This window comes from Chitinophaga sp. CCNWYY40, assembly GCF_037483205.1.
Lineage (GTDB): Bacteria > Bacteroidota > Bacteroidia > Chitinophagales > Chitinophagaceae > Chitinophaga > Chitinophaga ginsengisegetis.
In genome coordinates this window covers 124,990-149,587 of sequence record NZ_JBBHLF010000002.1, presented here as the reverse complement: position 1 = coordinate 149,587, position 24,598 = coordinate 124,990, and the positions used below count along the sequence as shown (strand labels likewise).

At 48.7% G+C, this 24,598-nt stretch carries 18 protein-coding genes; 11 read left to right on the top strand and 7 right to left on the bottom strand.

What is annotated here, in order from left to right; translation table 11 throughout:
• Positions 1-14 precede the first annotated feature (14 nt).
• The 3 genes from V7S65_RS06390 to V7S65_RS06380 form a co-directional block, all read right to left on the bottom strand.
• Positions 15-3,311, bottom strand: a complete 3,297-nt coding sequence (locus tag V7S65_RS06390; RefSeq protein ID WP_336388818.1) for a SusC/RagA family TonB-linked outer membrane protein — start codon at positions 3,309-3,311, stop codon at positions 15-17.
• 221 nt (positions 3,312-3,532) lie between these two features.
• A complete protein-coding gene (locus tag V7S65_RS06385; protein ID WP_336388819.1) occupies positions 3,533-4,696 on the bottom strand; it encodes a FecR family protein in 1,164 nt (387 codons plus the stop codon).
• A gap of 86 nt (positions 4,697-4,782) precedes the next feature.
• A complete protein-coding gene (locus V7S65_RS06380) occupies positions 4,783-5,364 on the bottom strand; it encodes an RNA polymerase sigma factor (RefSeq protein WP_159454148.1) in 582 nt (193 codons plus the stop codon).
• Between the two features lie 177 nt (positions 5,365-5,541).
• On the opposite strand from V7S65_RS06380, the gene V7S65_RS06375 reads away from it, so the two are divergent.
• The 5 genes from V7S65_RS06375 (at position 5,542) to V7S65_RS06355 (ending at position 13,334) form a co-directional block, all read left to right on the top strand.
• Positions 5,542-6,384 (top strand): chromate resistance protein ChrB domain-containing protein, encoded by an 843-nt coding sequence (locus tag V7S65_RS06375; protein ID WP_336388820.1) that lies wholly within the window; start codon positions 5,542-5,544, stop codon positions 6,382-6,384.
• 84 nt (positions 6,385-6,468) lie between these two features.
• On the top strand, positions 6,469-7,641 hold the full coding sequence (locus tag V7S65_RS06370) for a chromate transporter (RefSeq protein ID WP_336388821.1): 1,173 nt from the start codon (positions 6,469-6,471) through the stop codon (positions 7,639-7,641).
• Positions 7,642-7,706: 65 nt separating this feature from the next.
• On the top strand, positions 7,707-9,083 hold the full coding sequence (locus V7S65_RS06365) for a TolC family protein (RefSeq protein WP_336388822.1): 1,377 nt from the start codon (positions 7,707-7,709) through the stop codon (positions 9,081-9,083).
• A 13-nt stretch (positions 9,084-9,096) separates the two neighbouring features.
• Positions 9,097-12,234: an efflux RND transporter permease subunit gene (locus V7S65_RS06360; RefSeq protein WP_336388823.1), complete on the top strand. Its 3,138-nt coding sequence runs from the start codon at positions 9,097-9,099 to the stop codon at positions 12,232-12,234.
• Positions 12,235-12,251: 17 nt separating this feature from the next.
• Complete coding sequence (locus V7S65_RS06355; protein ID WP_079467668.1) at positions 12,252-13,334, top strand: efflux RND transporter periplasmic adaptor subunit; 1,083 nt, start codon at positions 12,252-12,254, stop codon at positions 13,332-13,334.
• 136 nt (positions 13,335-13,470) lie between these two features.
• Here the strand turns inward: V7S65_RS06355 and V7S65_RS06350 are convergent, their stop codons facing one another.
• The 3 genes from V7S65_RS06350 to V7S65_RS06340 form a co-directional block, all read right to left on the bottom strand.
• Positions 13,471-16,578 carry a non-ribosomal peptide synthetase family protein gene (locus tag V7S65_RS06350; RefSeq protein WP_336388824.1) on the bottom strand — a complete coding sequence of 1,036 codons (3,108 nt, stop codon included), beginning with the start codon at positions 16,576-16,578 and terminating at the stop codon, positions 13,471-13,473.
• Positions 16,579-16,806: 228 nt separating this feature from the next.
• Entirely contained in the window at positions 16,807-17,592 is a 786-nt protein-coding gene (locus V7S65_RS06345) for a sterol desaturase family protein (protein ID WP_336388825.1), read from the bottom strand.
• 90 nt (positions 17,593-17,682) lie between these two features.
• A complete protein-coding gene (locus V7S65_RS06340; RefSeq protein ID WP_079467670.1) occupies positions 17,683-18,279 on the bottom strand; it encodes a Crp/Fnr family transcriptional regulator in 597 nt (198 codons plus the stop codon).
• Positions 18,280-18,499: 220 nt separating this feature from the next.
• On the opposite strand from V7S65_RS06340, the gene V7S65_RS06335 reads away from it, so the two are divergent.
• The 6 genes from V7S65_RS06335 to V7S65_RS06310 all read left to right on the top strand — a co-directional run bounded on the left by V7S65_RS06335 (position 18,500) and on the right by V7S65_RS06310 (position 24,084).
• On the top strand, positions 18,500-18,802 hold the full coding sequence (locus V7S65_RS06335) for a sigma-70 family RNA polymerase sigma factor (RefSeq protein ID WP_336388826.1): 303 nt from the start codon (positions 18,500-18,502) through the stop codon (positions 18,800-18,802).
• Positions 18,803-19,009: 207 nt separating this feature from the next.
• Positions 19,010-20,047: an alpha/beta fold hydrolase gene (locus tag V7S65_RS06330; RefSeq protein WP_336388827.1), complete on the top strand. Its 1,038-nt coding sequence runs from the start codon at positions 19,010-19,012 to the stop codon at positions 20,045-20,047.
• 20 nt (positions 20,048-20,067) lie between these two features.
• Positions 20,068-21,405, top strand: coding sequence for a heme-binding domain-containing protein (locus V7S65_RS06325; protein ID WP_336388828.1), 1,338 nt, complete (start codon positions 20,068-20,070; stop codon positions 21,403-21,405).
• Positions 21,406-21,474: 69 nt separating this feature from the next.
• Positions 21,475-22,494: a sensor histidine kinase gene (locus V7S65_RS06320; RefSeq protein ID WP_079467673.1), complete on the top strand. Its 1,020-nt coding sequence runs from the start codon at positions 21,475-21,477 to the stop codon at positions 22,492-22,494.
• Positions 22,475-23,236: a LytR/AlgR family response regulator transcription factor gene (locus tag V7S65_RS06315; RefSeq protein ID WP_336388829.1), complete on the top strand. Its 762-nt coding sequence runs from the start codon at positions 22,475-22,477 to the stop codon at positions 23,234-23,236. Before V7S65_RS06320 ends, V7S65_RS06315 begins: the two co-directional genes overlap by 20 nt.
• 104 nt (positions 23,237-23,340) lie before the next feature.
• Positions 23,341-24,084, top strand: a complete 744-nt coding sequence (locus tag V7S65_RS06310) for a DUF1223 domain-containing protein (RefSeq protein ID WP_336388830.1) — start codon at positions 23,341-23,343, stop codon at positions 24,082-24,084.
• A 74-nt stretch (positions 24,085-24,158) separates the two neighbouring features.
• On the opposite strand, the gene V7S65_RS06305 is transcribed toward V7S65_RS06310, so the two are convergent.
• The gene (locus tag V7S65_RS06305; protein WP_079467676.1) at positions 24,159-24,563 is read right to left on the bottom strand and encodes a DoxX family protein; all 405 of its coding nucleotides are present in this window, start codon (positions 24,561-24,563) and stop codon (positions 24,159-24,161) included.
• Between the last annotated feature and the right edge of the window lie 35 nt (positions 24,564-24,598).

Here is a 24,598-nt window from a genome sequence, read left to right as displayed (position 1 = left end):
GCTGTTAAAATGATTTAAAAACCAACCTGCAAACCTGCGGTGATAGTTCGTAATGGCGGCAGTCTGTTCAGCCACGCCGTTTCGGGATCCACTACTTTCATGGGCGTCCAGGTAAGCAGGTTCTGTGCAAGTCCGTATACCCTCAGATTGCTGATCCTGGCTTTCTTCAACCAGCCGGCAGGCAGCTCCCAGGAAAGCGAGATGTTTTTAAGACGCAGGAAAGACGCATCGCCATATCTGAGATCGGAATAGAAAGCTGCATTCCAGCCCGACAAAGAATTGGATGCGCCGCTGTTGGCGGTAATCAGTTTCTGATAGGCCGCATCATCCCCGGGATGTTTCCAGGTGTCCATCGCTTCATAAGGCAGATTTTGCATAGCGCCGGCAGGTAAATACGTAAAGCCGGAAGTCATATACGACATCCAGTTCACCCCTTTCTGTTTGGTAAACTGTAAAAGGAAATCGAGCGTTAACCGTTTAAAGCGGAGGGTGTTGGTCATACCGCCATAGTATTCAGGATCAGTATCAAACAACGGCTGCAGATCTCCGCCGGCGGTGTTTGCACTCACCTGGAAGGTGCCGTTCTTATTGAGGTCTTCAACAGTATATAAACCTGTGTTGGGATCTATACCGGCATACCTGGCAATGTATACCAGGTTCAGCGACCTTCCTATCTGGTAAGAAGAAGCATAGGAAGTCTGGTCCAGTCCATCAAAACGCAACAGCTTATTATCAGGAAGAGTGAGATTAAAATGCGTTACCCATTCAAAATTCTTCTTCCGGATATTATTGCTGGTAAAGGTAAATTCAAATCCCCTGTTCTGTACCAGTACTCCCGCGAGGTTGGCGGTGATGGTGCTAAAGCCGGTAATACCCGGCAACGGATATTGTACCAGCGGATCACTGGAGCGGTTACGGTACCAGGCCGCGGAAAACAGGATCCTGTCTTTCAGGAATCCCGTTTCCAGCGCGACTTCCAGCTTCAGGTTCTTTTCCCAATGCAGGTCTGGTTTAAACAGGGCGGAAGGAGTAAAAGCAGTCTGATTGCCATACGTGGGATAAAAGATATAAGAAGTATAGGCATCAAGATATTTATAATCGCCTATCTTATCGTTACCGGTAATGCCGTAGCTGGCGCGCAGCTTCGCAAAGCTGATCACGGGGACAGCCTGCATAAAAGGTTCGCCGGATAATAACCAGGCGCCCCCCACTGCCCCAAAGTTGGAGAAGCGGTAGTTAGGTCCGAAACGGCTGGAGCCATCTCTTCTACCGGAAAAGTTCAGGATATATTTATCGTCATAGTTATAATTAACACGACCAAAAAATGCCTGGTATTTGTACTCGCTTGCAATGCTGGAAGGGCTTATAAAAGCATTGGCGGGAATGCCTGTCATTGATCCCAGGAATTCATCACTGGTATATCCTTTTACGGTGAAGCTGTAGCCTTTGTTTTGCTGGCTCTGGTAAGTAGCGCCGGCAAGGATATCCAGCCTGCTTTTACCAAATGAGGTGGCGTATTCCGCCTGCGGCTCCACAATCCAGCTTTTGAAATTATTATTCCCAAAAGCAGCTCTGCCCGTGAGGTCTGGTGTTTGCGGATTCTGCGCGGTTTTAGGTACGAGGCTCAGTTCATTTACCGTCATGGTGTTATAGCCAATACTGCTGCGGATAGTAAGGCCCGGCAGTATCATATACGAAAGCAGCGCATCAGCCATGAGGCTTTCAGTGGTAGCGGAATATTTCTGAAGCATATAGGCCAGGGGGTTATCCATCGTGATGCCTTTTTCATTCCACATTAGTCCACCGGCAGAATCATAAAGTGCGTAATTAGGCGGCATGGTAATAGAGCCTGCGAGATCCCGGCTGCTGGTAGTATTTTTACTGGAAGAATAATTTGCGCGGAAAGCGCCGTTGAACTTACGGTCGTTGGAACGGGTGTTCAGATTCAACTGGCCGGAAGCCCGGGTGTTGGGAAATTTACCGGGATACACATCTGTTTCACGGTAGTAGCCACCGCCTGCGAGGTATTGTACCAGCTCCGATCCACCGGAGATAGACGCCTGCGCATTGGTAGTAGTGGCGGTACCGCCTATCAGTTGTTTGGCAAGATTATTATCGCGCGTGGTATCCCATACCAGCAGGTCGTAAGCGTTAGCGATAGTTTTTACTTTGTTATCATTGGCAAAGGCTTCATTACGCATTGCCACGTAATCTTTTGTACTCAGCAAATCCGGGATTTTAGCGCGGCTCCCGCCGGAAGTAATATTAAGATTAAAGCGGGTGGCGCCGGCCTTGCCACGGCGCGTGGTGATGAGCACCACGCCATTGGCGCCGCGGCTGCCGTAAATAGCCGTGGCGTCTGCATCTTTCAGAATTTCTATGCTTTCTATATCCGCCATGTTGATGCTGTTAATCGGACTAAGACCGGTAGATGAATAAGCAGAGATAGCAGATTGCAGCAGGTTGATGTTCGCATTGTTGGCGGCCAGCGGAATACCATCCAATATAAAAAGCGGTTCATTGCTGGCACTGTTGTATTTGTCGACCTGTGTACGGCCGCGGATCTCCACTTTAAATCCTGCGCCGGCAACACCGGTAGTTTGTGTAATGATTACACCGGGCGTTCGGCCCTGTAAAGCAGCGAGCACATTGGATACAGGCGCCTGGTTTAATTCTTTCCCGCCTACTTTATCAATATTACCTGTGGCCATGCGCTTTGAAGTGAAGCCGTACGCCTGTACTATTTTTTCATCCAGTGCGCTCACGGATGCTTCCATCACCACGCGCATCGGTGTACCGGCAGGCGGCACTATTACTTCTCTTGTTTGAAAACCGATAAAAGTGATCTGCAACGTTTCGCCTGGTTTGGCTTTAATGGAGAACTTACCGGAAGCGTCGGTACTCACATAATCAGCCGTTCCTTTTACGCGGATGTTGGCGCCGGGCAAGGGAGAGCCATCCACAGCGATGATGATCCCTGTTACTGCACCCTGGTCAATAACAGCTTCCGGCACAATTTCCTTCTCCCGGATAATAATATTTTTATCCCGGATACTGTATACCAGGGAGCGGTCTTTTAATATCCCTGTCAGAAAGGCTTCCAGGGGAATATCTTTTACCGCCACCGAAACCGGCGTCGTGGCTTTAATTAATTCCAGGTCGTAAAATACGAGGTAGCCGGTTTGCTTCCGGATCTCTGAAAAAACCTGGTTCAATGGAATGTTATTAGCATTCAGTGTCATTGTTTGTGATACCACTTTGGCGGATACATGTAAACAACAAACTAACAGGAGATAAGCGGTGAATCGCATAACCCGGATGATTTTAGCCAGGAAACTGCTCTTGGTTCCACTGGTTGATTTTTTGGAACGTCCCAAAGGGCCAGACATGGGATGGCCCTTACAAAGCGCATAAATTTGCATACTTTTGCAATAGTTAATGGTTGATTAATAATGAGTCTACCCAGACTTTTCTATTTAAGTAACCAGGCTACTTACCGCTCCGGTTGCCCCCGGGGCGGTTTTCGTTTGTATTACTGCGACTGTACTACCAGCCGCTTTCCTTCTTCTATATGTACATTTACTTTCATCATGCGCATCACCTCTACGATATCGGAGAGGTGGAGGTTTCTTGATAACTGGCCGCCAAAGATGCGGTGCGGTACCGGTCCTTTGTAAATCACTTCCACATCGTACCAGCGCGATACCTGTCGTAGTACTTCTTCCAGGTCCATCTTTTCAAAATCAAAAATGCCATTCTTCCAGGCTATCACCTGTGACAGCGCTGCGGGCGTGAGCGATTTGACTACTACGCCGGCAGTACGGGGATTTGCCTGCGCCTGTTGCCCCGGCTGCAGCAATATTTTATCACTGCCTTTCACTACCTGTACGCGCCCATCGGTCAGGGTGGTCTGGATACTGCTTTCCTCCGTATACGCGTTCACGTTAAAGTGTGTTCCCAGTACTTCCACGGAAACGCCTGCCGGAAGGCTCACCCGGAATGGTTGTCCGGGCATTGGCGCCACTTCAAAGTAAGCTTCTCCCGTAACTGTTACCAATCGCTCTTTACCGGTAAATGCAGTAGGATAACGGATAGAGGAAGCCGCATTAAGCCATACTGCTGAATTATCCGGCAGTACTAACCTGAACTGTCCTCCCCGTGGTGTGGTGAGTACATTGTAGCTCACTTCACTGCCCGCGGCTTTCACGTCATACTTCAGCTCCCCCGCATTTTGACTGATAGCGGTATTCCCCTGCTGAATCAGCTGTTTACCGCTGCTGTCCAGCACTACCTGTGTACCATCTGCCAGTGTAAGCACGGCTTTATTTGTACCTGGCGGCACGTCTGTCTTTTTTGCAAACTGCGGCGCCGGCGGGCGGCTATGGTCACGAAGAAAATAAGCCGTACTTCCCAGCAGGAACAGCCCTGCAGCTGCCGCCCACCACCACTTCCGGGCAAACATTTGTTTTACCGGTGGTGTTGCTGCCGGCAGCTGCGCCAGGATTTGTTGATACAATTCATCAGCCGCAGCGGCGGGCAAAGTGATGTCTGTTATGTGCCTGGCCATTAATTCATCCAGTATTGCTTCATCGGGCTCGCCTTCCCGCAACGCCGCCATTAATTCAGCTTTCTCTTCAGGCGGAGCGGTCTGGTTATAAAACCGGTTAAGCAAATATTCCCATCTTGCTCTTTGCATATTGGTGGTTTGATAAGATAAAGTGGTCCTATTTACATTACTGACAACCGGGAGGGAAAGAAGGGGTAGTGGAGGAAAAAAAATTCTCAGCGGCGTACTTCCAGCAAACAGATAGCCAGCAGGCCGATGGTGTTGCCGTTATCTTCCAGGTATTGTTTTACTGACCGGAGTGCAGCCATCATATGTTTTTTAACAGTTTCCCGGGAGATATTTAACTGGTAAGCGATATCGTCATGCTTAAGCCCTTCGAGGCGGCTCATGCGGTATACCCGCTGCTGTTGTGCCGGCAATTGGCCGATAGCCTTATGCAGTAATTGTTCCAGCTCTTTTCCCAGCGCAGCTTCTTCGGTATGATTGTGATCTTCCCGGAAAGGATACAGCTCCCTGATAATGCTTTCTTCATGCGCCCGGCGTTTCATCCCGTTCAACACCTGGTTGCGGGTCATCCTGTTAATATATGCCGGCAGGTTATCAATGGTGTGCAGCGATTGCCGGTTTATCCAGATCTTTATCAGTACGTCCTGCACCACATCTTTGGCAATAGTGTCGGATGCCGTCATCCTCAGTGCGAAAGAATAAATAAAGGGATGATAGCGGTCGAACAACTGCCTGAACGCCGACTCCTCTCCCACGGCCAACTGCTCCAGCCATTGCCGCTCCAAATTCATATTTTCTTGCATGTTCCGAAACCTGCCTCCCCCGGCAGTAATTGGTTGATTTGCGGTTAAAAGTAGTAAAAAACTGATAGTTCCGGTAATATGTATCCCGGCAGCAATGATGCATCTCTTTCTGAATAATAAATGAGCAGAACTTCCTAACTTCCCGCACAACTTTGCATATCAGTTATGAGATGGATCACCCGGGAACGCCCTAAAATAGACAGGCTCGCCTGCCCCTGGCTTATCAAAAGATTTGTAGATGCCGGCGCGGAATTTATTTACGTGCCGTTCAATGATGTACTGCCAATGGCCGCCCAACTGAACGCAATCCCCTTTGATATTGCCGGCGTGGAATACACGCACTACGACGATCTCTGCACCTTCGACTATATCATCAAAAAACACCACATTGAAGACAACGCCGTTCTTGCCTTAGCTCCCATTGTTCGCGGAGCGGATACCGACCGGCACGACCTCGCCCCGCAGGCATCGGGCCTCTGGGCCATCTCCGCAGGCATGGCCTATGATGAACCGGATGATCATAAGCTGCTGGAAAAAGGAATGCTGCTGTACGATTCCCTGTACAGCTGGGCCAAATACTTACAACATGTTAAACATACCCAGCAACCTTTTGAAAACCAACTGCTGGACATCTTTAATAAATTTCTCCAACGCGAAAAAGACACTAAAAAAATACCCGCCTGGGCAAAAGAACTCAAAGAAATTATACAGGACCAGATCGATACCAACCTCAATCTCAGCCTGAAAGGACTCTCTGAAACCCTGCAGGTGCATCCCGCCTATTTATCACGCGAGTTCTCCAAATATTTTGACAACCTTTCCTTCGGGGATTATATCCGTAAATTACGGATCGATAAAGCCATTCAGCTCCTCTCCTCTACCAATCATTCGCTCACGGAAATAGCCTATCTCACCGGCTTTTCAGACCAGAGCCATTTTACCCGGATCTTCAGGGTACATACCGGTAAAAGCCCATCTGCCTATAAAAAAAGTTTAGGGAAAAAGTAAAAACTATCCTAAACCTTCGTTTTCGTGCTATTTTTTTGTGACGGGTTGTCGGACTTTACAGCCAAATTGAGCTGCTGAAGAATAATGGACACTAATAATACTACGCCTTACACGCTTCGCCAACTGGTACTTTATTTCCTCGGACTGGGCACCTGGGGCTTTGGCGGCCCGGTAGCGCTGGCCGGCTACATGCACCGCGACCTGGTAGAACAACGCAAATGGATCAGTGAAGAGGATTATAAAGAAGGTCTTGCTTTGGCGCAACTCGCTCCCGGACCACTGGCCGCCCAGCTGGGCATTTACATCGGGTATATTCATTACCGCATCCTGGGCGCCACGCTCGCAGGACTGGCATTTGTGCTGCCCTCATTCATCATGGTGGTGATACTGGGTTTCATCTATACCCAATGGCAGGGAATTCCCTGGATGCAGGCCGTGTTTTATGGCGTTGGCGCAGCAGTAATAGGGATCATCGCTATGAGCGCCTGGAAGCTCACCCGTAAATCTATCGGCACAGATAAATGGCTGACAGGCATCTATCTTATTACAGCCGCCTACACCGTATGGAAAGAAAATGAAAACATCTGGCTTTTCCTTGGCGCAGGGCTTATTTACTGGTGGCTGAAATCTCCCCGGGAAAAAATATCGCTCCCGAAAAAGAAGCCGGCAGATCTTATTAAATCATTATCATTTCCGCTCCTGTTCAATACCTCCCTCTCCACATCAGGCAATACCCTCTGGCAGCTCCTCCTGTATTTTACCAAAGCCGGCGCACTGGTTTTTGGCAGCGGCCTCGCCATTGTTCCATTCCTGTATGGTGGCGTGGTAAAGGAACATGCGTGGTTAAATGAACAACAGTTTATGGACGCAGTAGCCGTAGCCATGATCACTCCCGGCCCCGTAGTGATAACAGTGGCCTTCATTGGTTTCCTGGTAGCCGGCTTTGCCGGCGCCTGTGTAGCGGCTTTAGGTACCTTCTTTCCCTCCTACATCTTTACCGTGGTCCCGGCGCCTTACTTCAGGAAATACGGGAAACATCCCGGTATCAAAGCTTTTGTAGACGGTGTTACCGCTGCCGCTATCGGCGCCATTTCCGGCGCGGTGGTTGTATTAGGCAAAAGATCACTGACCGATGCCTGTACCATCGCTATTGCCATTATTACAGTGATTATACTATGGAGATTTAAAAAAATACCCGAGCCACTTATTATCCTCGCAGCAGCAGGTACCGGGCTTTTACTGAAAAATATCCAATGATTGTAATATCTTAACAGAACATTTCCCACCAGAAAACCGGACCATACTTCTAAACAGTTTGATAAATGAACGTTTACCATAAAAAGATCTTGATCTGCGGTTGTTTCGCCACGCTATCATTATCTGGTATAGCACAGCAAAGAACTATCCGTATCAAAGAATTACTATCACTGGTACAATCGCAGCCACAGGTAAAGGCTTCAGAACAGCAGTCCCGGGCAGCGGAATATAATGTACGTATGGCCCGGAATTCACTAATGCCGGAGCTTACCGCGGGGTATCAGGCGGGATATGCTACCTACAACAATATCACAGGCATGAGCTATCCCGGTTTACTTTTACCGATCAGCGGCCCGCCATCCACAGGGAACACCTACGACCCGGTTCCGGGGACGGCTTTAACGGCTCTCGTGAAATGGAACCCGCTCACTTTCGGACAACGCCAGGCTGCGGTAGAAAAAGCTACTGCCCAATATAAACTGGCAGGCAGCTATTACAATGAAGCGCTCTTCCGCCAGCAGTACTTAGCCATATACACTTACCTCGATGCCGTGTACCTGCAAAAGTTATTGTTGAGCTACCAGGCAAATATCGAACGCACACAAGCCGGTTTGCAGCAATCATTGATACTGGCACAACAGGGGTTACGGCCCGGTATTGACACCACACAGTTCCAGTCGGTGCTGGCACAGGCCCGGATGGACCTCCTGACGGCACAACGGCAATACTACGCACAGGTTACAGAGCTCACCCGTCTTGCTGACCTGCCGGGTAAACCGGACGATATTTTACTGGCAGATACTTCGCTGATTAGCCAGTTCCCTTCCGGCGCCGATACCACTACAAACGTTACAGCACATCCTTCTTTCCAATATTATCAGACAAAAAAAGAAGTAAGTGAAGCCGCGCTGAAGGAAGCCGGTCGCGCCTGGCGCCCCAAGCTGGATCTCTGGGCAAATGCCTATGCCCGCGGTTCCGGCGTGGATGCCGCCGGCAACATCAATAAAGCAGATGGCTGGTCGCTTTCCCGGAAAAACTATGGCGCCGGTATCCAATTGAGTTTTCCCATCCTGCAGTTTTCACAGGTAAATCTTCAGAAAAAACAATACCGGTTACTGTTGAAATCTGACGAAGCACAACTGGACCAGGTAACACTGAATCTGCAAAAGCAACAGGAAACAGCACAGTTTAATTACGACCAGAACCTGTTGATTGCACGCCAGGCATTAATACAATCACAGGCCGCGCGGTATGCTTTCGACGGATTGAAACTCAGTTATGAAAGCGGGCTGGTAGACTTTACCCGCCTGATGCAGGGACAATATGAACTGTTGAAAGCGGAAACAGGCGAAGCCGGCGCATTCCTGCAGGCATGGCATGCGCTACTGGAGCTGGCTGCCGCAAATGGCAACCTGCATGTTTTTACAGATAAACTGAAATAACGAATCATTCTTTATGAAACTAATCATTTCGGCATTAAGGCATCCCGTCACCATACTGGTAGCTGTTATTGCCATCCTCTTCTTTTCTTTCCTCTCCATCCGCAACGCAAAGGTGGATATATTCCCGCGCCTCGGACTGCCGGTTGTATATGTTGCCCAGCCTTACGGTGGCTTGTCGCCCGAGCAGGTAGAAGGTTTTGTTACTTCTTATTATGAATACCACTTTCTATACATCACCGGTGTTAAATATGTAGAGTCGAAAAGTATACAAGGCGCCGCCCTCATCAAAATAGAATTTAATGAAGGCACCGATATGAGCCAGGCAATGGCGGAAGTAGTCGGTTATGTGAACAGGGCCAGGGCGTTTATGCCGCCCGGTACCGTGCCGCCGTTTGTTACCCGGTTTGACGCCGGCAGCGTGCCGGTAGGACAACTCGTATTCAGCTCCGACAGCAGATCACTGGGTGAAATATCAGATCTGGCGCTGTTCCGCGTACGGCCTATGTTTTCAACACTGCCGGGCGTATCTGCCCCGCCGCCGTTTGGTGGTAACCAGAAAACAGTGCTGATCACCATAGATCCGGAAAAACTGCGCGGGCATAACCTTTCACCGGACCAGGTGGTGCAAACCATTGCGAAATTCAACACCATCTCTCCTGCCGGTAATGTGCGCATTGGCGATACCACTTACATCACCCCGCAAAACAGCGTCATTGAAACCCTGCAGGATTTGCAGAACACACCCCTGCAATCCGGCGCAGGACCGGCAATATACGTGAAGGATATTGCCAACGTTACGCTGGGCTCGGATGTCACTACCAGCTATGCACTGGTGAACGGCAAACGCTCTGTTTATATCCCGGTAACAAAACGCGCCGATGCCTCCACCTGGGATGTGGTACAAAGAGTGAAAGCCGCACTGCCCGACATGCAGGCCGCTATCCCGGAAGATATAAAAGTAACCTACGAATTTGATCAGTCGGGGTACGTGATCAACTCCCTGAAAAGCCTGTTGTTTGAAGGCGGGCTCGGAGCCCTTCTCACCGGCCTGATGGTATGGTTTTTCCTGGGCGACAGGCGCAGCGCACTTATCGTGATCATGATCATCCCGCTGGCATTATTATCCGCGGCTACGCTGTTATACCTCACCGGCCAGACCATCAATATTATGACGCTGGGAGGACTGGCGCTGTCTGTAGGAATACTGGTAGATGAAGCCACCGTGACCATTGAAAATATTCACCGCCACCAGGAACTTGGTAAAAACAAAGCACGCGCCATCGCAGACGCCTGCCGGGAAATAGCCGCACCAAAACTGCTGATCCTCCTGAGTATCCTCGCGGTATTTGTGCCCTCCCTGTTTATGAATGGCGTGCCCAAAGCCATGTTCCTGCCTTTATCACTGGCCGTTGGTTTTGCTATGATCGCCTCTTTCCTGTTATCGCAAACTTTTGTACCGGTTGCTGCCAACTGGTTACTAAAGGACCATCAAACACAACAGGACACCGGATTTTATTATAAACTAAAGCAAAAATATATCCACGCGGGACAACGTTTCCATACCGGTTTCGGATGGCTTACCACTTTGTTCCTTGCCGTATCGCTATTGCTCGTAGTGTTGTTGTTTTCTTTTACCGGCACAGAACTGTTCCCGCAAACCGACAGCGGCCAAACGCAAATTCGTTTACGCTTACCCGTAGGTACCCGCTTTGAGCGGACGGAAGACGCCACCAGGAAACTGCTGCATCTATCAGACAGCATTGCCGGCAAAGGCAACACGGACATCACTTCCGCCTTTATTGGCACGCAACCATCCAGCTTCCCGGTAAACTATATCCACCTGTGGACCGGTGGCCCGCATGAATCAGTAACAAAAATAAAGCTGAAGAAAGATGTGATTCCGATAGCTGTTTTCAGAGAGAAATTACGCGCCGCTGTTGCCAAAGAAATTCCAACAGCCACAGTTTCTTTTGAACCGGGCGACATCGTGGAACAGGTGCTGAACCTCGGCAGCACTAACCCCATAGAAATAGCCGTGGTAAACCGCAACCTCGCAGAAGGCCGCAAAACAGCGCAGCAACTGGTACAACAACTAAAGGCCATTCCTTCGTTACGTGATCTGCAGATTGCCACACCGTTGGACTACCCCGCCATCAGGCTGGAAGTAGACCGCGTAAAAGCTGGTCAGCTTGGCATTTCCGGCGAACAGGCCGCCCGCTCCATCGTAACCGCTACTTCTTCCAGCCGTTTTACCTCGCCTAATTACTGGCTCGATAAAACAACCGGAACCGCCTACCAGGTACAGGTGCAATACCCCGAATACCGGATGAACAGCACCGCGCAGCTGGAAGCTGTTCCCGTATCAGGTGGCATTGGCAACACGCATTACCTCAGTGAAATAGCCACGTGGAAACGCACGGTTGTTGCCGGTGAATACGACCGTCTTAACCAGCAACGCTACATCACCATCACCGCAAACATTCAGCGGCAGGATGCCGGAACTGTTTTCAATAAAGTAAACAACATTATTTCCGGCATGGGTAAACTACCCAATGGCGCAAAGATCCTGCTGCGCGGACAACCACAGCTGTTACAGCAAACGCTTACCAGCCTGCAGTTTGGATTACTGATTGCGATCATCGTGATCTTCCTGCTGATGACGGTTTACTTTCAGTCGTTCCGTGTGGCACTGGCTACCTTGTCCATTATCCCCGCAGTGATAGCGGGTTCCCTGCTATTCCTTTTTATTACCGGCAACACGTTGAATATCCAGTCGTATATGGGCGCCATTATGGCTGTTGGCGTAGCCATTGCAAACGCAGTACTGTTCATCACCAGCGCAGAGTATAACCGGAAAGAAGAGATTCCATCAGGGCATCTCCGCGCGGCGGAAACGCGCCTCCGTCCTATCCTGATGACCAGCGCCGCTATGATAGCCGGCATGATCCCAATGGCAGCAGGCCTTTCCGAAGGGGGCGATCAAACCGCACCGTTAGGCATTGCGGTAATTGGCGGCCTTTTGTTTTCAGCCATCAGCGTACTGTTTTTCCTGCCACCCGTATATCAGCTGATCATTGGAAGAAGGAAATTTGTGGCTGTTTCTTTAGATCCGGATGATGTAAACAGTATTCATCACGACAAACAATCTTAAAAAATAAATTTAATCATATGCGATCCATCGCGTTTATAAGTTTGGTTATAACATTGGCAGCCTGCGGCAATGCACCGAAGCAACCGGAGCATAAAAATGACAGTCCCGCGCCAGATAGCGTGCCGGTATTCATTTTGAAGCAGGACACTGTTAAGAAAACAATAGAGTTACCGGCAGAACTCATCCCCTACGAAACCGCAGAATTGTTTGCCAAAGTACAGGGTTTTGTGCGCAGCATGAAAGTGGACCTGGGCGACCGTGTAAAAAAAGGACAAACACTGGCCGTAATTGAAGCGCCGGAAATTAACAGCCGGCTGGCGGAATCTGAAGCTGCATTGCAATCGGCCAAAGCGAAATGGGCTTCCAGCAGGGATCATTATGAACGTCTTTACAGGGCGTCGCAGGCGAAAACACCGGGCATCGTTGCCCCGGTTGACCTGGAGCGCAGCCGCAATGTAATGCTGGCCGACAGCTCCACTTATATAGCCGCGAGCAAACAATCACAATCCTATAAGGCAGTTTCCGGCTACCTGTATATCACCGCTCCTTTCGACGGCGTAGTTACTGCGCGTAAAGCAGATCCCGGTGCGCTTGTAGGCACCAACGCCATGTTGCTTACCGTTCAGAATAACCGCACGCTGCGTCTTCGTGCAGCCGTTCCCGAGATATATACGGCGGCGGCAAGTCCTTCAAAAAATATCGACTTCCGCGTAGATGCCTACCCTACCCAACGCTTTAAAGCCACGCTCACCCGCAAGTCTGAAACTATCGATCCCGGCACCCGCACAGAGTTGTGGGAGTTCCAGGTAGATAACAGCGATCACTTACTCAAGGCAGGCGCCTTTGCGTATGTAAAGCTGCCGCTGGAACGCGGCACTACCTCGTTCATTGTACCGTTTGCAGCCGTAGCCACTACGCAGGAAAGGAAGTTTGTGATAAGAGTGCACCAGGGTCAGGCAGAGTGGGTAGATGTACGCCAGGGCATAACGGTAGACGCAGGCATTGAAATATTCGGCAACCTTTCTGCCGGTGATACCTTGCTGAAAAAAGCCACCGATGAAAGAAAACCCGGCAGCACCGGTACCTGGATATTGAAATAATAATATAATAAAGAGATGCCCGTCGCATAGTACCTGCGACGGGCATCTTTTATCCGGGCTATCTTTCCAGGATTAATACAAGCAATAACAAAACAGCAACAATAATATAACTCATCGCTGCAAAGGTACTGACGAACTACGAATGATAAACCGCCTGCGCTGAATGGTGTACCGGCAATACTCCCAGGTATCTCAGGTAACGGTCCAGCAATGCCTTATCAAACACGGGTTCTTCTATACCACTGCCTTCCAGGAAAGTAGCCACATGGGTGTTATCCCAAACGTAGGTATCCTGGTACAACTCAACGGTAGACAGTCCTTCGTGCATATTATCTTTGAACAAACTGGTGAGTGCATACAACCTGTTGGCAGGATCATCTTCCCAGATCTTTCTCCATTCTTTATACGGCAGGCCGCGCAGATCGAAAGAATAATACTTGTTCAACAAGTCAAAAAACTGCAGCAACGTAAGGTTTGTTTCCGGGCTGGCAATCAGGTTAAATTTAAGACCCAGGGCCGTCTCTTTTTTTGAAATATAAGCGATGGCTTTTGTCATGTAATCTACCGTAATCAATCCTTCCCTTAACTCCCTTAATGCGGGATATGCGTTGAACTCTATACAGTTTTTCACCAATCCTGCCCACCACTGGTAAGGTGCGCTGGCGCCGGTTTCACTGTTACACATGGCATAACCAAGCCGGTAGGTAATTACCGGCAACCCCTGCGCTGCCGCGAGGTCGGCGATGCCTTCCATCACCCATTTACTTCTTACATAACCGATATCCTTGCTCACCGCCAGCAGGTTCTGGCCGATATCATCTGTTTCCTTCATTACGGTTTTATGCGTGAATACATGCCCCCAGCTATACACCGAAATAGTGGACAGCAACACCAGGCATTTTGTTTTGCCGGCGGCAGCAAAAGCTACAATTTCCCTGAGCCCTTCCACGTTGGCAGACTTCATATAAGAGTACGGCTCAATAAAATTGACGGAGCTACCGGAATGATAAATAACATCGATGGTGTCGGCCAATTCTTTAAACCCTGCTTCCGTTAACCCCATGTCCGGTTTGGAAAAATCTCCTGTTACCGGCACAATGCGCTGGCGCAGCGATTCATCGATGTGGATGTTAAAGTTGTTCAGGCAGCCGTTGATCCGTTCCATCGCATAATATTCATTACTGGCCCTGATGAGGCAGTACACAGTTGCATTGGAAGCCAGCAGCAAATCTTTCAGCAGGTGAATGCCTACAAAACCGGTTACACCGGTGAGCAGTACGGCTTCGGGGTTTTGCAGCCTGGCAGCATCAAAATCGCGGCGGATAACGGTTCCCGGTTTCAGGTACACATCCTGCTGCAACGCTACATAAGGTTCCACATCTTCTTCCAGCACAATAGTATCTGCCTGGGCCCGGCGCGCTTCCAGGGTTTGCGCCAGGTCTTTCAGCACCGGGAACTGGTATACATCTCTCATATATACTTTTAACGACAACGTTCTTCCCAATGCCGTAACTACCGGCGCCACACGAACAGAGTTGCCTCCTATATCAAAGAAGTTGTCGGAGTTATTGATCGCCTTCCGGCCCAATACGCTTTCCCAGATGGCCGCAATGGTTGTTTCCATTGCTGTTACCGGCGGTTCATACACGGCGCTGTCTTCTTCGTATACAGCGGCCAGCTGCGACAACCTTGCCTGGTCTGTTTTTCCATTGGAGGTTACCGGTAATTTATCCAGGAAGATAAATTGCGAAGGGATCATATAACCCGGTAGTGAATCTTTCAGTGTTGCCCTGATGGAGGCGATCTCCGGCTCTTCCGCCTCCCAGTTCTTCACCAGGAAAGCGACGATATACTTATTATGTTTTTCATCCTCGCGGGTAATAACGGCCGCGTCTTTGATACCATCAACAGGCAGCAATGCTTTTTCTATCTCCTCCAGTTCTATCCTGAAGCCGCGGATCTTCACCTGGTTATCTGCCCTTCCTGAAAAAATTAATTCACCGGAAGGCAGTATGGAGGCGAGGTCACCGGTTTTGTACAGGCGGGCGCCTGGTACAAACGGATGATCGATAAAGGAGGCTGCCGTTTGAGCAGGTCTGTTCCAGTATCCCAGTGCCAGTCCTTCGCCACCGAGGTACAGTTCACCGGTACCGCCGGCGGGAACGGGTTGCAGGTGCTGGTTTAAAATATACGCCTGGGTATTGGCAACGGGTTGTCCGATAGATGAGACATATTCCCCGTTTTCATCGTGCACTACCCTGCAGGTAGCAAAAATGCTGTACTCAGTAGGCCCGTAGTAATCCACCAGTTGATAACCCAGTCCGTGTGTAAGCACCGGCTTCAGTTTTTCGCCGCCGGTAAACAGGTAGCGCAGGTGAAGATGCGGAGCCGTGCGACTAAGTGCTACCAGTTCAGGCGCCAGCACAGTAGGCACAAACGCATGTGTGATCCCGTTCCTGGTATAGAACTGCAGCAACGCCGCCGCATCCGTTCTTTCTTCATTGGTAGCTATCACCAGTGTGGCGCCGGAAGTAAGTGCGGTCCATATCTCCCAAACAGAAATATCAAAAGCAATTCCTGCTACGAGAGTAACCCGGTCGTTCGCGGTTACCTCAAACCGTTGCCTGTGCCACGATACCAGGTGCTGCAAAGACCGGTGCGCCACCATTACTCCTTTAGGCGTTCCGGTGGAACCGGAAGTATAGATGATATAGGCCCGGTCGTTTGCTGTTACCGGCACATCCGGCGTAGTAGCGGGCCATTTATCAAGACTATCCACGTTATCCAGTATCACATAGTTGTACTTACCCGCGTCCGGTAAGGCATGTTTACTGGTGGTGACCACGCAGCTGGTCCCGGTGTCTTCCAGGATCACCTGGATTCTTTTTAACGGATACGAAGGATCAATGGGAACATACGCTGCGCCTGTTTTTAAAATCCCTATTACCGCTACCAGCCATTCAATGGACCTGTCTATCCATACCGGTATAATGTCGCCGGGCTTTACGCCCTGCTCCAGCAGGTAATGCGCCATCTGGTTGGATCGCCTGTTCAGGGTGTCGTAGGTGATAGCGTCTGATTTGAATACAACCGCAGTGCGATCCGGGCTGAGCGCCGCCTGCTGATTGAAAAGAGCAATAACAGTGGCAAATGGGTCATAATGCCATTGCTCTCCCTGTAACATAAAATGTCCTGGATTTTCATACGCGTGGGTTTGCTCCACGGTAGCGTGTTTGGGTTTCATAGAATAATAATTAAAATTAAAGAAAAGGGACTATAGCTTCCCTGGGTTAAAGGTTTTCAATAAAAAAATCGCGGTGTTATTAATTTGTTTTGATATGGTTATTTCGTGATATATGGTTATTTCGTGCAGGGGCAAAACTATCTTGTTCCACTGCTATATTTCTACAGTGGGAATAAATTCCGGTTAAAAAAAAGCGGATGGTAAATCCATCCGCCTTCTAAAGAATATTCAGCTGCTCATGACTGTCTTATGCCCAAACCTTCGCTCCTGGAGCCGGTCGTACTCTTTCACATAATCCGGGTGTTCGGTTCCCATTGTTCTGTCCCACACCCGGAAATACAATCCATAGTTTCCCCTGAACTTCTTGTGGTGCAGGTTGTGATGAACAGATGTATTGAATACTTCAAACATCCACGTATACCGGAACCCGCGTGGCATCAGTTCATAACCCAGGTGGCCATACACATTAATAATAAATCCCGATATCGTAAACAACAGTACCGTAAGCGGGTGCATAGGCATCACGCAGGTAATAACCACCAGCACCCCTCCTTCCGCCACCGCTTCCAGGACATGAAAGCTGTAGGAAGTCCAGGGAGAAGGATTGACACTCTGGTGATGCACCAGGTGTGTACGTTTAAATAACTGCTTATGATGCAACAGGCGATGCATCCAGTAAAAATAAGTATCGTGTATCACAAGACTCAACACCAGGCTCACACCTATGTACCACACCGGGAAATCATGAATATCGCTATAGATCATAGTATACTGCCGTACCGGCGTTACCAGCAGTACAACAGAAATCCCGGTGAACACCAGCGTGCTTTGCATGGAATACCAGATCTCCCGGAGAAAATCTTTCTTCGATGCCAGCTTTTGCTGGATTTTAAAATGTTTAAACCTGGCTGGCAACAGCAGGTAAAATAAAATGAAAGGAATACCCGCCAACAGGAAATACCGGAGGGCAGACACGCTAAAGATCTTAACTGTAGCTTCAATGATCGGTTCCATAACCCTGAGAAATTTATCTCCCAAAATTAGAATACCGGTACGGCAGATGCAGTTAACAAAAGATAATTTCGCAGATTAACAAAGGATAATTTATCCCTTGCCCTTGTCAAGCATCCGCTTGCGGATACGGCTTAGCGACACAGGCGTAATGCCCAGCATGGAAGCAATATATTTATCGGGCACCCGGTTCACCAGGTCGAAACGCTCTGCCAGCAGGTTGCGGTACCGCTCTTCCGGCGACAACGTTACAAAGGATTCCATGATATTTAATGATTCCGATAACATGCGCATCAGGAAAAAGTTGCGCAGCGGTTCATACTCCGGGTGCGTTTTCAGTACTTCTTCCAGTACATCGTAATCTATTTCCAGTAATGTGGTAGGCTCCAGCGCACGGTAAATAAAGCGTGACGGCCGCCTGTGAATGATGGTATCGTGAGAAGCAATAAATTGTTTTTCCCAACGCAGAAACAAGGTGGCTTCATCCCCATTACTTTTAATAATATACGCCCGCATGATGCCTTGTTCAATGAAAGCAAGACGGCGTTCAGTATCACCCTCACGGATATACGTTTCATTGGCCGCCAGTTTTGCCTGCCGCGTCATGGCAAATAATGGCGCCGTGTCGGCCGGAAGTATCCCGGCCAGATCAAATAGCAGTTGCTGTAAAGTGGTGATGGATGCACTCATATGATTCGTCAGAGTGCTAATGTAAGGTTATTTCTCAATTAACCCGTCCATCACAACTGAGCGGCCTTCATTTTGGTGAGTTGCGCCAGCGTATAAGCGCCAACCGCCATTACGAGATCCCATTTAAAAAAAGGTTACAAAAAAACAGGGGGAATTTTCTGTAACCTTTTTACTGTTATAGCATCTAATTAACATGGCAGCATAAAATAAATTCACAGACATGAACTCTCCGAATAAAGAATTAAGCCAGGTATTGGCAGATACCATCAGCCGGCTACCTGAAAAATACAGGGTGGTTTTTGTGTTGCGTGAAATCGAGGAAATGTCAGTCCGGGACACTTCTTCGGCGCTGGACATTGAAGAAAACAATGTAAAAGTACGCCTGAACAGGGCAAAGGCCCTGCTCAGGGAGAATTTAAACGCCTATATGAAAGATCACGTTTATCATTTTCATTTAACCCGCTGCGACCGGATCACCCGCAATGTTTTACAGAAACTGGGCATAGAAGGGGGAAAACCATGATCTCCTCATGCTCATTCCGTCAGGAAGCGCTTCGGATATAGCAGCATGGCCCGCAGCCGGGTAACGGTGTGCATGAATAAAATCCGGGGAACCATATGTCTAAATGAGTCCTCATTTTGTCCAACTCACCCTAAAACCCATTCCCGTTGCTTAGTTTGCCGGCTACTTTTGTTTCTCCTGGGAGCACAAAAGCATCTGCAGGAAAGCATGATGGAACCGACAAAAAAATTTAACCGCAGACATTTTTTAAGCGCAGCTGCCTTAACCTTTGCAGCCACCAAACTCTCCCCCTTGCAGGCATTGGCCGCTACAGGACGCAGTGATAAAAAAGGCTACCAGGCCCCTGTATCTTTCCGGGAAATCAAACAGATCAGGGCCGGACTACTCGATGTTGGCTATGCCGAAGCCGGCCCGGCAAACGGCCAGCCCGTTATCCTCCTGCACGGATGGCCTTATGATATTCACAGCTACGCAAAAGTATCCGCCATACTGGCTGCTGAAGGTTATCGGGTAATCGTGCCTCATTTACGCGGTCATGGCACCACGAAGTTCTTGTCTGCCCAAACCTTCAGAAACGGGCAACAGGCGGCGGTAGCAAGTGATATCCTTTCGCTGATGGATGCACTTCATATAGAAAAGGCCATCCTGGGCGGCTTCGACTGGGGAGCACGCACCGCCAATATCATCGCGGCACTATGGCCGGAACGTTGCCAAGCAATGGTTTCGGTTAATGGCTATCTTATTAATAACCTGGAAAAAAACAAACAACCCTTGCCTCCAAAAGCAGAATGGGGATGGTGGTATCAGTATTACTTTGCTACCGAGCGTGGTAAACTGGGTTATACCGCCAATTGGCACGACTTCAACAAACTGATCTGGAAAAATGTTTCTCCGAAATGGGATTTTGATGATACCACTTATAACCTGTCCGCAGCCTCGTTTAATAACCCGGACTATGTTTCTATTGTGCTCCACAACTACCGCTGGCGGCTGGGTATAGAGCCCGGTGAGCAACAATACGATGCCATTGAAAAGCAACTGGCCGCAGCGCCTGTCATTGCTGTTCCATCGGTTACTTTGGATGGCGACTCAGATGGCGTGGTTCCCGCCGGTGATGGCTCTGCATATGCCCGCATGTTTACAGGCAAGCATGTACACCGTATCATCAAAGGCGCGGGCCATAACCTTCCGCAGGAAGCGCCGGAAGCGTTTTCGAAGGCCATTATGGAAGCGAATAGTTATTAATTCTCAGTAAAAAATAATTTATGAAATTAGCTGCCCTAAAAAAGAAACCAGTCCTGGTAATAGCCCTGTTTGTTTTGATGTTAACCGGCGTACAATTCATCGGGCAGCCGGTTCAAAACCAGCCGGCAACAGCACCCATAAAAGCGCCGGATGAAGTACTGGCAATTCTTCAACGCGCCTGTTACGATTGCCATTCCAATGAAACAAAGCTCAGCTGGTATGACCACATTGCACCGGTTTCATGGCTGGTATCCGCAGATGTTACAACGGCGAGATCCCGGTTTAATTTGTCGACCTGGGATACACTCTCCCCTGCCGACCAACAGGGACGCCTGTGGGAAATGGTGAATATGGTGCTTACAGGAAAAATGCCGTTGGCTACTTATGCCGCCACGCATCCCCGTTCCAGGCTTTCTGCAAAGGATATCTCTGTTTTAAAAGAGTATGTGACGAACACCAGTCCTTCAACCTACCACGATACTACCGTTATAAATGAAGCCGCAAAGGAGTTCCGGCAATTTCAACAACAGTCCCTCCCCGCAGCCGGAAACCCTGTTGCAGCGAATGGAGTGGCGTATATACCCGGCTACCGGGAGTGGCAGGTGATCAGTACCACCAACCGGTTCGACAACCACAGTATACGGGTAGTATATGGCAACGCCATTGCAGCAAAAGCCCTCAGAGAAAACCAGATCAACCCTTTTCCCGAAGGCAGTACCATTGTAAAGGTAGTGTGGAACAACATAGAAGAAAGGAATGGCGACATCACTCCCGGTTCTTTAAACAGCGTACAGATCATGACTAAAAACAACAAGCGCTTCGCGGATAGTAAAGGATGGGGCTTTGCAAAATTCAACGGCACGGCGCTCAAACCCCAGGGTGCCACGCCCATGTTTAATACCACCTGCTTCAATTGCCATAAAATAGCCAGCGGAAATGATTATGTATTCAACCTGCCGTTGGCTGATAAAGAAAATAAGCGGGAGATGTTTGACGCCGGAAACCTGCACGTGATCACATCGTTTGCCAACAGGCAGCAACAAAGCATGTCTGTGTTGTATGGTAACACCTCCGCGCAGCAAAGTGCGCTTACCGGTTACAAAACGCATGTTCCCGGCGAAATATTCCGGCTCGTTACTTACAAACAGGCCGATAATAAATACTGGTTTGGCAGTTATATCAATGGCGAAGTGCAAAGCATTGAAACGGTGTCCACGGCCTCTGATGCAGGCGTAGCAGATAAACTGACCTATAAGCTGGAACGCGGCCAGTGGCCAACCGGTAATGCTGGCGATAAAGTAAGTCCGGCTGCCAGGATCAGCGCTATATTTTCTCACAAACCATCTGTTTTTCCCTGATACTTTAACTTTTCCTGATGATAAATTAAAAATCAATATTTTTATTGCCATTAGATTGACTTCCAACAAATGAAAAAACCAGGGTTTAAAATATCTCAGGCAACCATATGGGTCAGCTCCATTGTTCTAGGGCTGTTGTCTTCCGTGCCACAAATTGCCGAGCATCATTTTCATTTGGCGGAAGCAGCTGTTAATGCCGGTATTACAGCCACCTTCGCTGTGCTGATGTGGTACTTCAATATTTTCATGTTGTCCCGGCAGGATGATAGCCCGCGAAAGCAGAGCATTTCGTATTCAAAACTGATAAGCAGCCTGTTATTTGGCCTGGTAGTAATGCTGGGCCTTGCCTGCATCCAGCAGCTAATCCTGTCGCACATCAATTTTGGACCGGTTATGCTGATGGTGGAAGTAAGAGGTATCCTGATTAACCTGGTCTTTTATATGTTCCTGCACCTGCTGCAGCAGAATTATGAAAACCAGCATGTAACGATGGAACTGGAACGTATCAAAAGCGATAACCTCAGCGCGCAGTATGAACTACTGAAGCAGCAGGTGAATCCGCACTTCCTGTTCAACAGCCTGAATACCCTGAAGGCGATGGTGGAAAGCGGCGAGGAGGAAGCAGTCGACTTCATCATCAAGCTATCCAATTTCTACCGGTTTACGCTCGAGAGCCGCAAACTGGACCTGATTCATGTCAGTGAAGAAATGGACATTCTCAATGCTTATCTTTTTCTTCAGAAAGCAAGGTTTGAAGATGGTTTTACTTTTGAGAATACGCTTAGTCCCAACACGCTGAAAACGCTTATTCCTCCTTTTACGCTGCAGCTGCTCGTTGAAAATTGTATCAAACATAATATCGTTTCCCTGGAAAAGCCTTTACATATCAGGTTATATGAAGAAGATGACCGGATAGTGGTAGAGAACCAGGTGCAGCAGAAAACGGGAGAACAAAATTCGCTGGGTGTGGGTCTTAAAAATATTGACCAGAGATACCAGCATCTGCTGAACCGGCATATTGATATTATAGGCAACGAAAAAGTTTTTCAAATCAAACTTCCGCTTATTCATGAACATCATCATCGTTGAAGACGAACTTAAAACAGCCAAGTCACTCGCAAATATTATCCTGGGATTAAAACCCAACGCTAAAATTACGGGGCAGTATCAAAGCGTGGCAAGTTCCGTCAGCGCGCTGTCTGAAGGCACCATGCCCGATTTGATCTTTATGGATATCCAGCTTGCCGACGGACTTTGCTTTGAAATATTTAAATCGGTAAAGATCACCTGCCCGGTGATCTTTTGCACGGCTTATGATGAATATACCCTCGATGCTTTTAAAAATAATGGCGTGGATTATGTGCTGAAGCCTTTTTCCAAACAGGATATACAGGAGGCATTAAGAAAGGTGGATGAACTGAAAAATTTCTTTCAGCAGAAAACAATTCCTGATCTTGGCGACCTGCTTTCAAAATTAACTCCTTCCAGCGGCAAAACCAGTTTCCTCATCTTTCAAAACCAGAAGTACAGGACTATAAATGTGGAAGACATTGCCTTCTTCTATATACGCCATGATGCCACCTGGATCATGTGTTTTGACAAGCAGCAGTATGTGATCAGCCAGTCGCTTGACCAGATAACCCAGTCGGTGTCTTCCCTGCAGTTTTTCCGGCTTAACCGCCAGTATCTCATTAATTTCAAGGCCATCAAAGAAGTGGAACCTTATTTTCTCCGTAAACTATACGTCAGGCTGGTAATTGAAACACCCGATAAACTGCTTGTAAATAAAGAAAAATCCCATAGCTTTCTTAGCTGGATGGAAGAGCGTTAGCGTTATTTTCTCCCGGTTGAAAGCTGAAAATGTCTACCTCGCGGCTTTTTAGCTTATTGCTGCCGTAGCCGGCCGGTACTTTTGAATAAATAAAAATTCAAGAGATGAAATTAATCATGATCCCCGCAATTGCACTCACATTATTTTCAGCGGTATTTGCAAACCAACGCACCGCTTCAGAGCAACCCATTGATACCGGCAATGGATTTGCCGTGCTGGAATTGTTTACCTCGGAGGGATGCTCCAGTTGCCCACCCGCCGATGCGTTGCTGGCCCGTATCCAACAGGAAGCCGGGAATAAACCCATTTATATCCTGGCGTATCATGTGGACTACTGGAACCGGCTTGGCTGGAAAGACATCTTCAGCGATCTCCGGTATTCAAAGCGCCAGTATCAATACAGTCAGCAGTTAAACAGCCAGGTATATACCCCCCAGCTGGTGATCAATGGTACATCATCCTGCGTAGGATCAGACGAAGCTGCTGTAACTAATGCAATGGCAAATGCACTGGCCAGTCCCGCTGAAGAAACCCTGAACATCAAGGCGCAGCTGCAATCCGGCAAAGCTGCGCTTACCTATAACGTTACAGGCGATGCCGGCAACAGTCGCCTGCTGGTAGCCGTAGTGCAAAAACATGCAGTCAGTAAAGTAACGAGGGGAGAAAACGAAGGACGCATGCTTTCACATGTTCAGATTGTGCGTGATCTCCGCACGTTTGACCCGGGAGCCGGCAGCGCGCAGATCAGCTTGCCCGGTGACTTTAATACACAGGAGTGGGAACTGATTGGTATGATCCAGGATTCCGGAACAGGCGTTATCAAAGCGGCCACGCGGGTTCCCTTGTAATACGGCACTATCAAAAAAAGCAATGCCCGGAAATATATTCCGGGCATTGCTTTTTAGGTAGTAGCTTATCTTTTCTACAACTCATGACGCTGTGCAAACGCTGCATTTAAGCCCGGATACAGCTTCCGGAACATCGCGTAAGTTACGCTTACCATAATAAACGCCACAACAGCGTCGATGGTGGCCGGTAAGCCGAGTACACTCAGTTTCGATGCAAAGGCAAAAATGATATCGAAGAAAATACCGGCGAACACCCACTCCTTTAACCGGAGCAGCTTACCAGGCGTTAAAAGAACCGCCACACCGGAGAGCTTGAAAATACCAAGCAGGTAAATGAAATGCGAAGGATAGCCCAGTTGCTGCGTTATTCCCCATACAACCGGGTTGCCGGTGATTTCAAAAAAACCGCTTGCGCCAAACCACAGGGAAGTAAGTACGGTTCCTATCCAATAAATTGTTGTTACTGTTTTCTGTGTCATAATCTTTTGGGTTTATGTTATTGATGACACAAAAT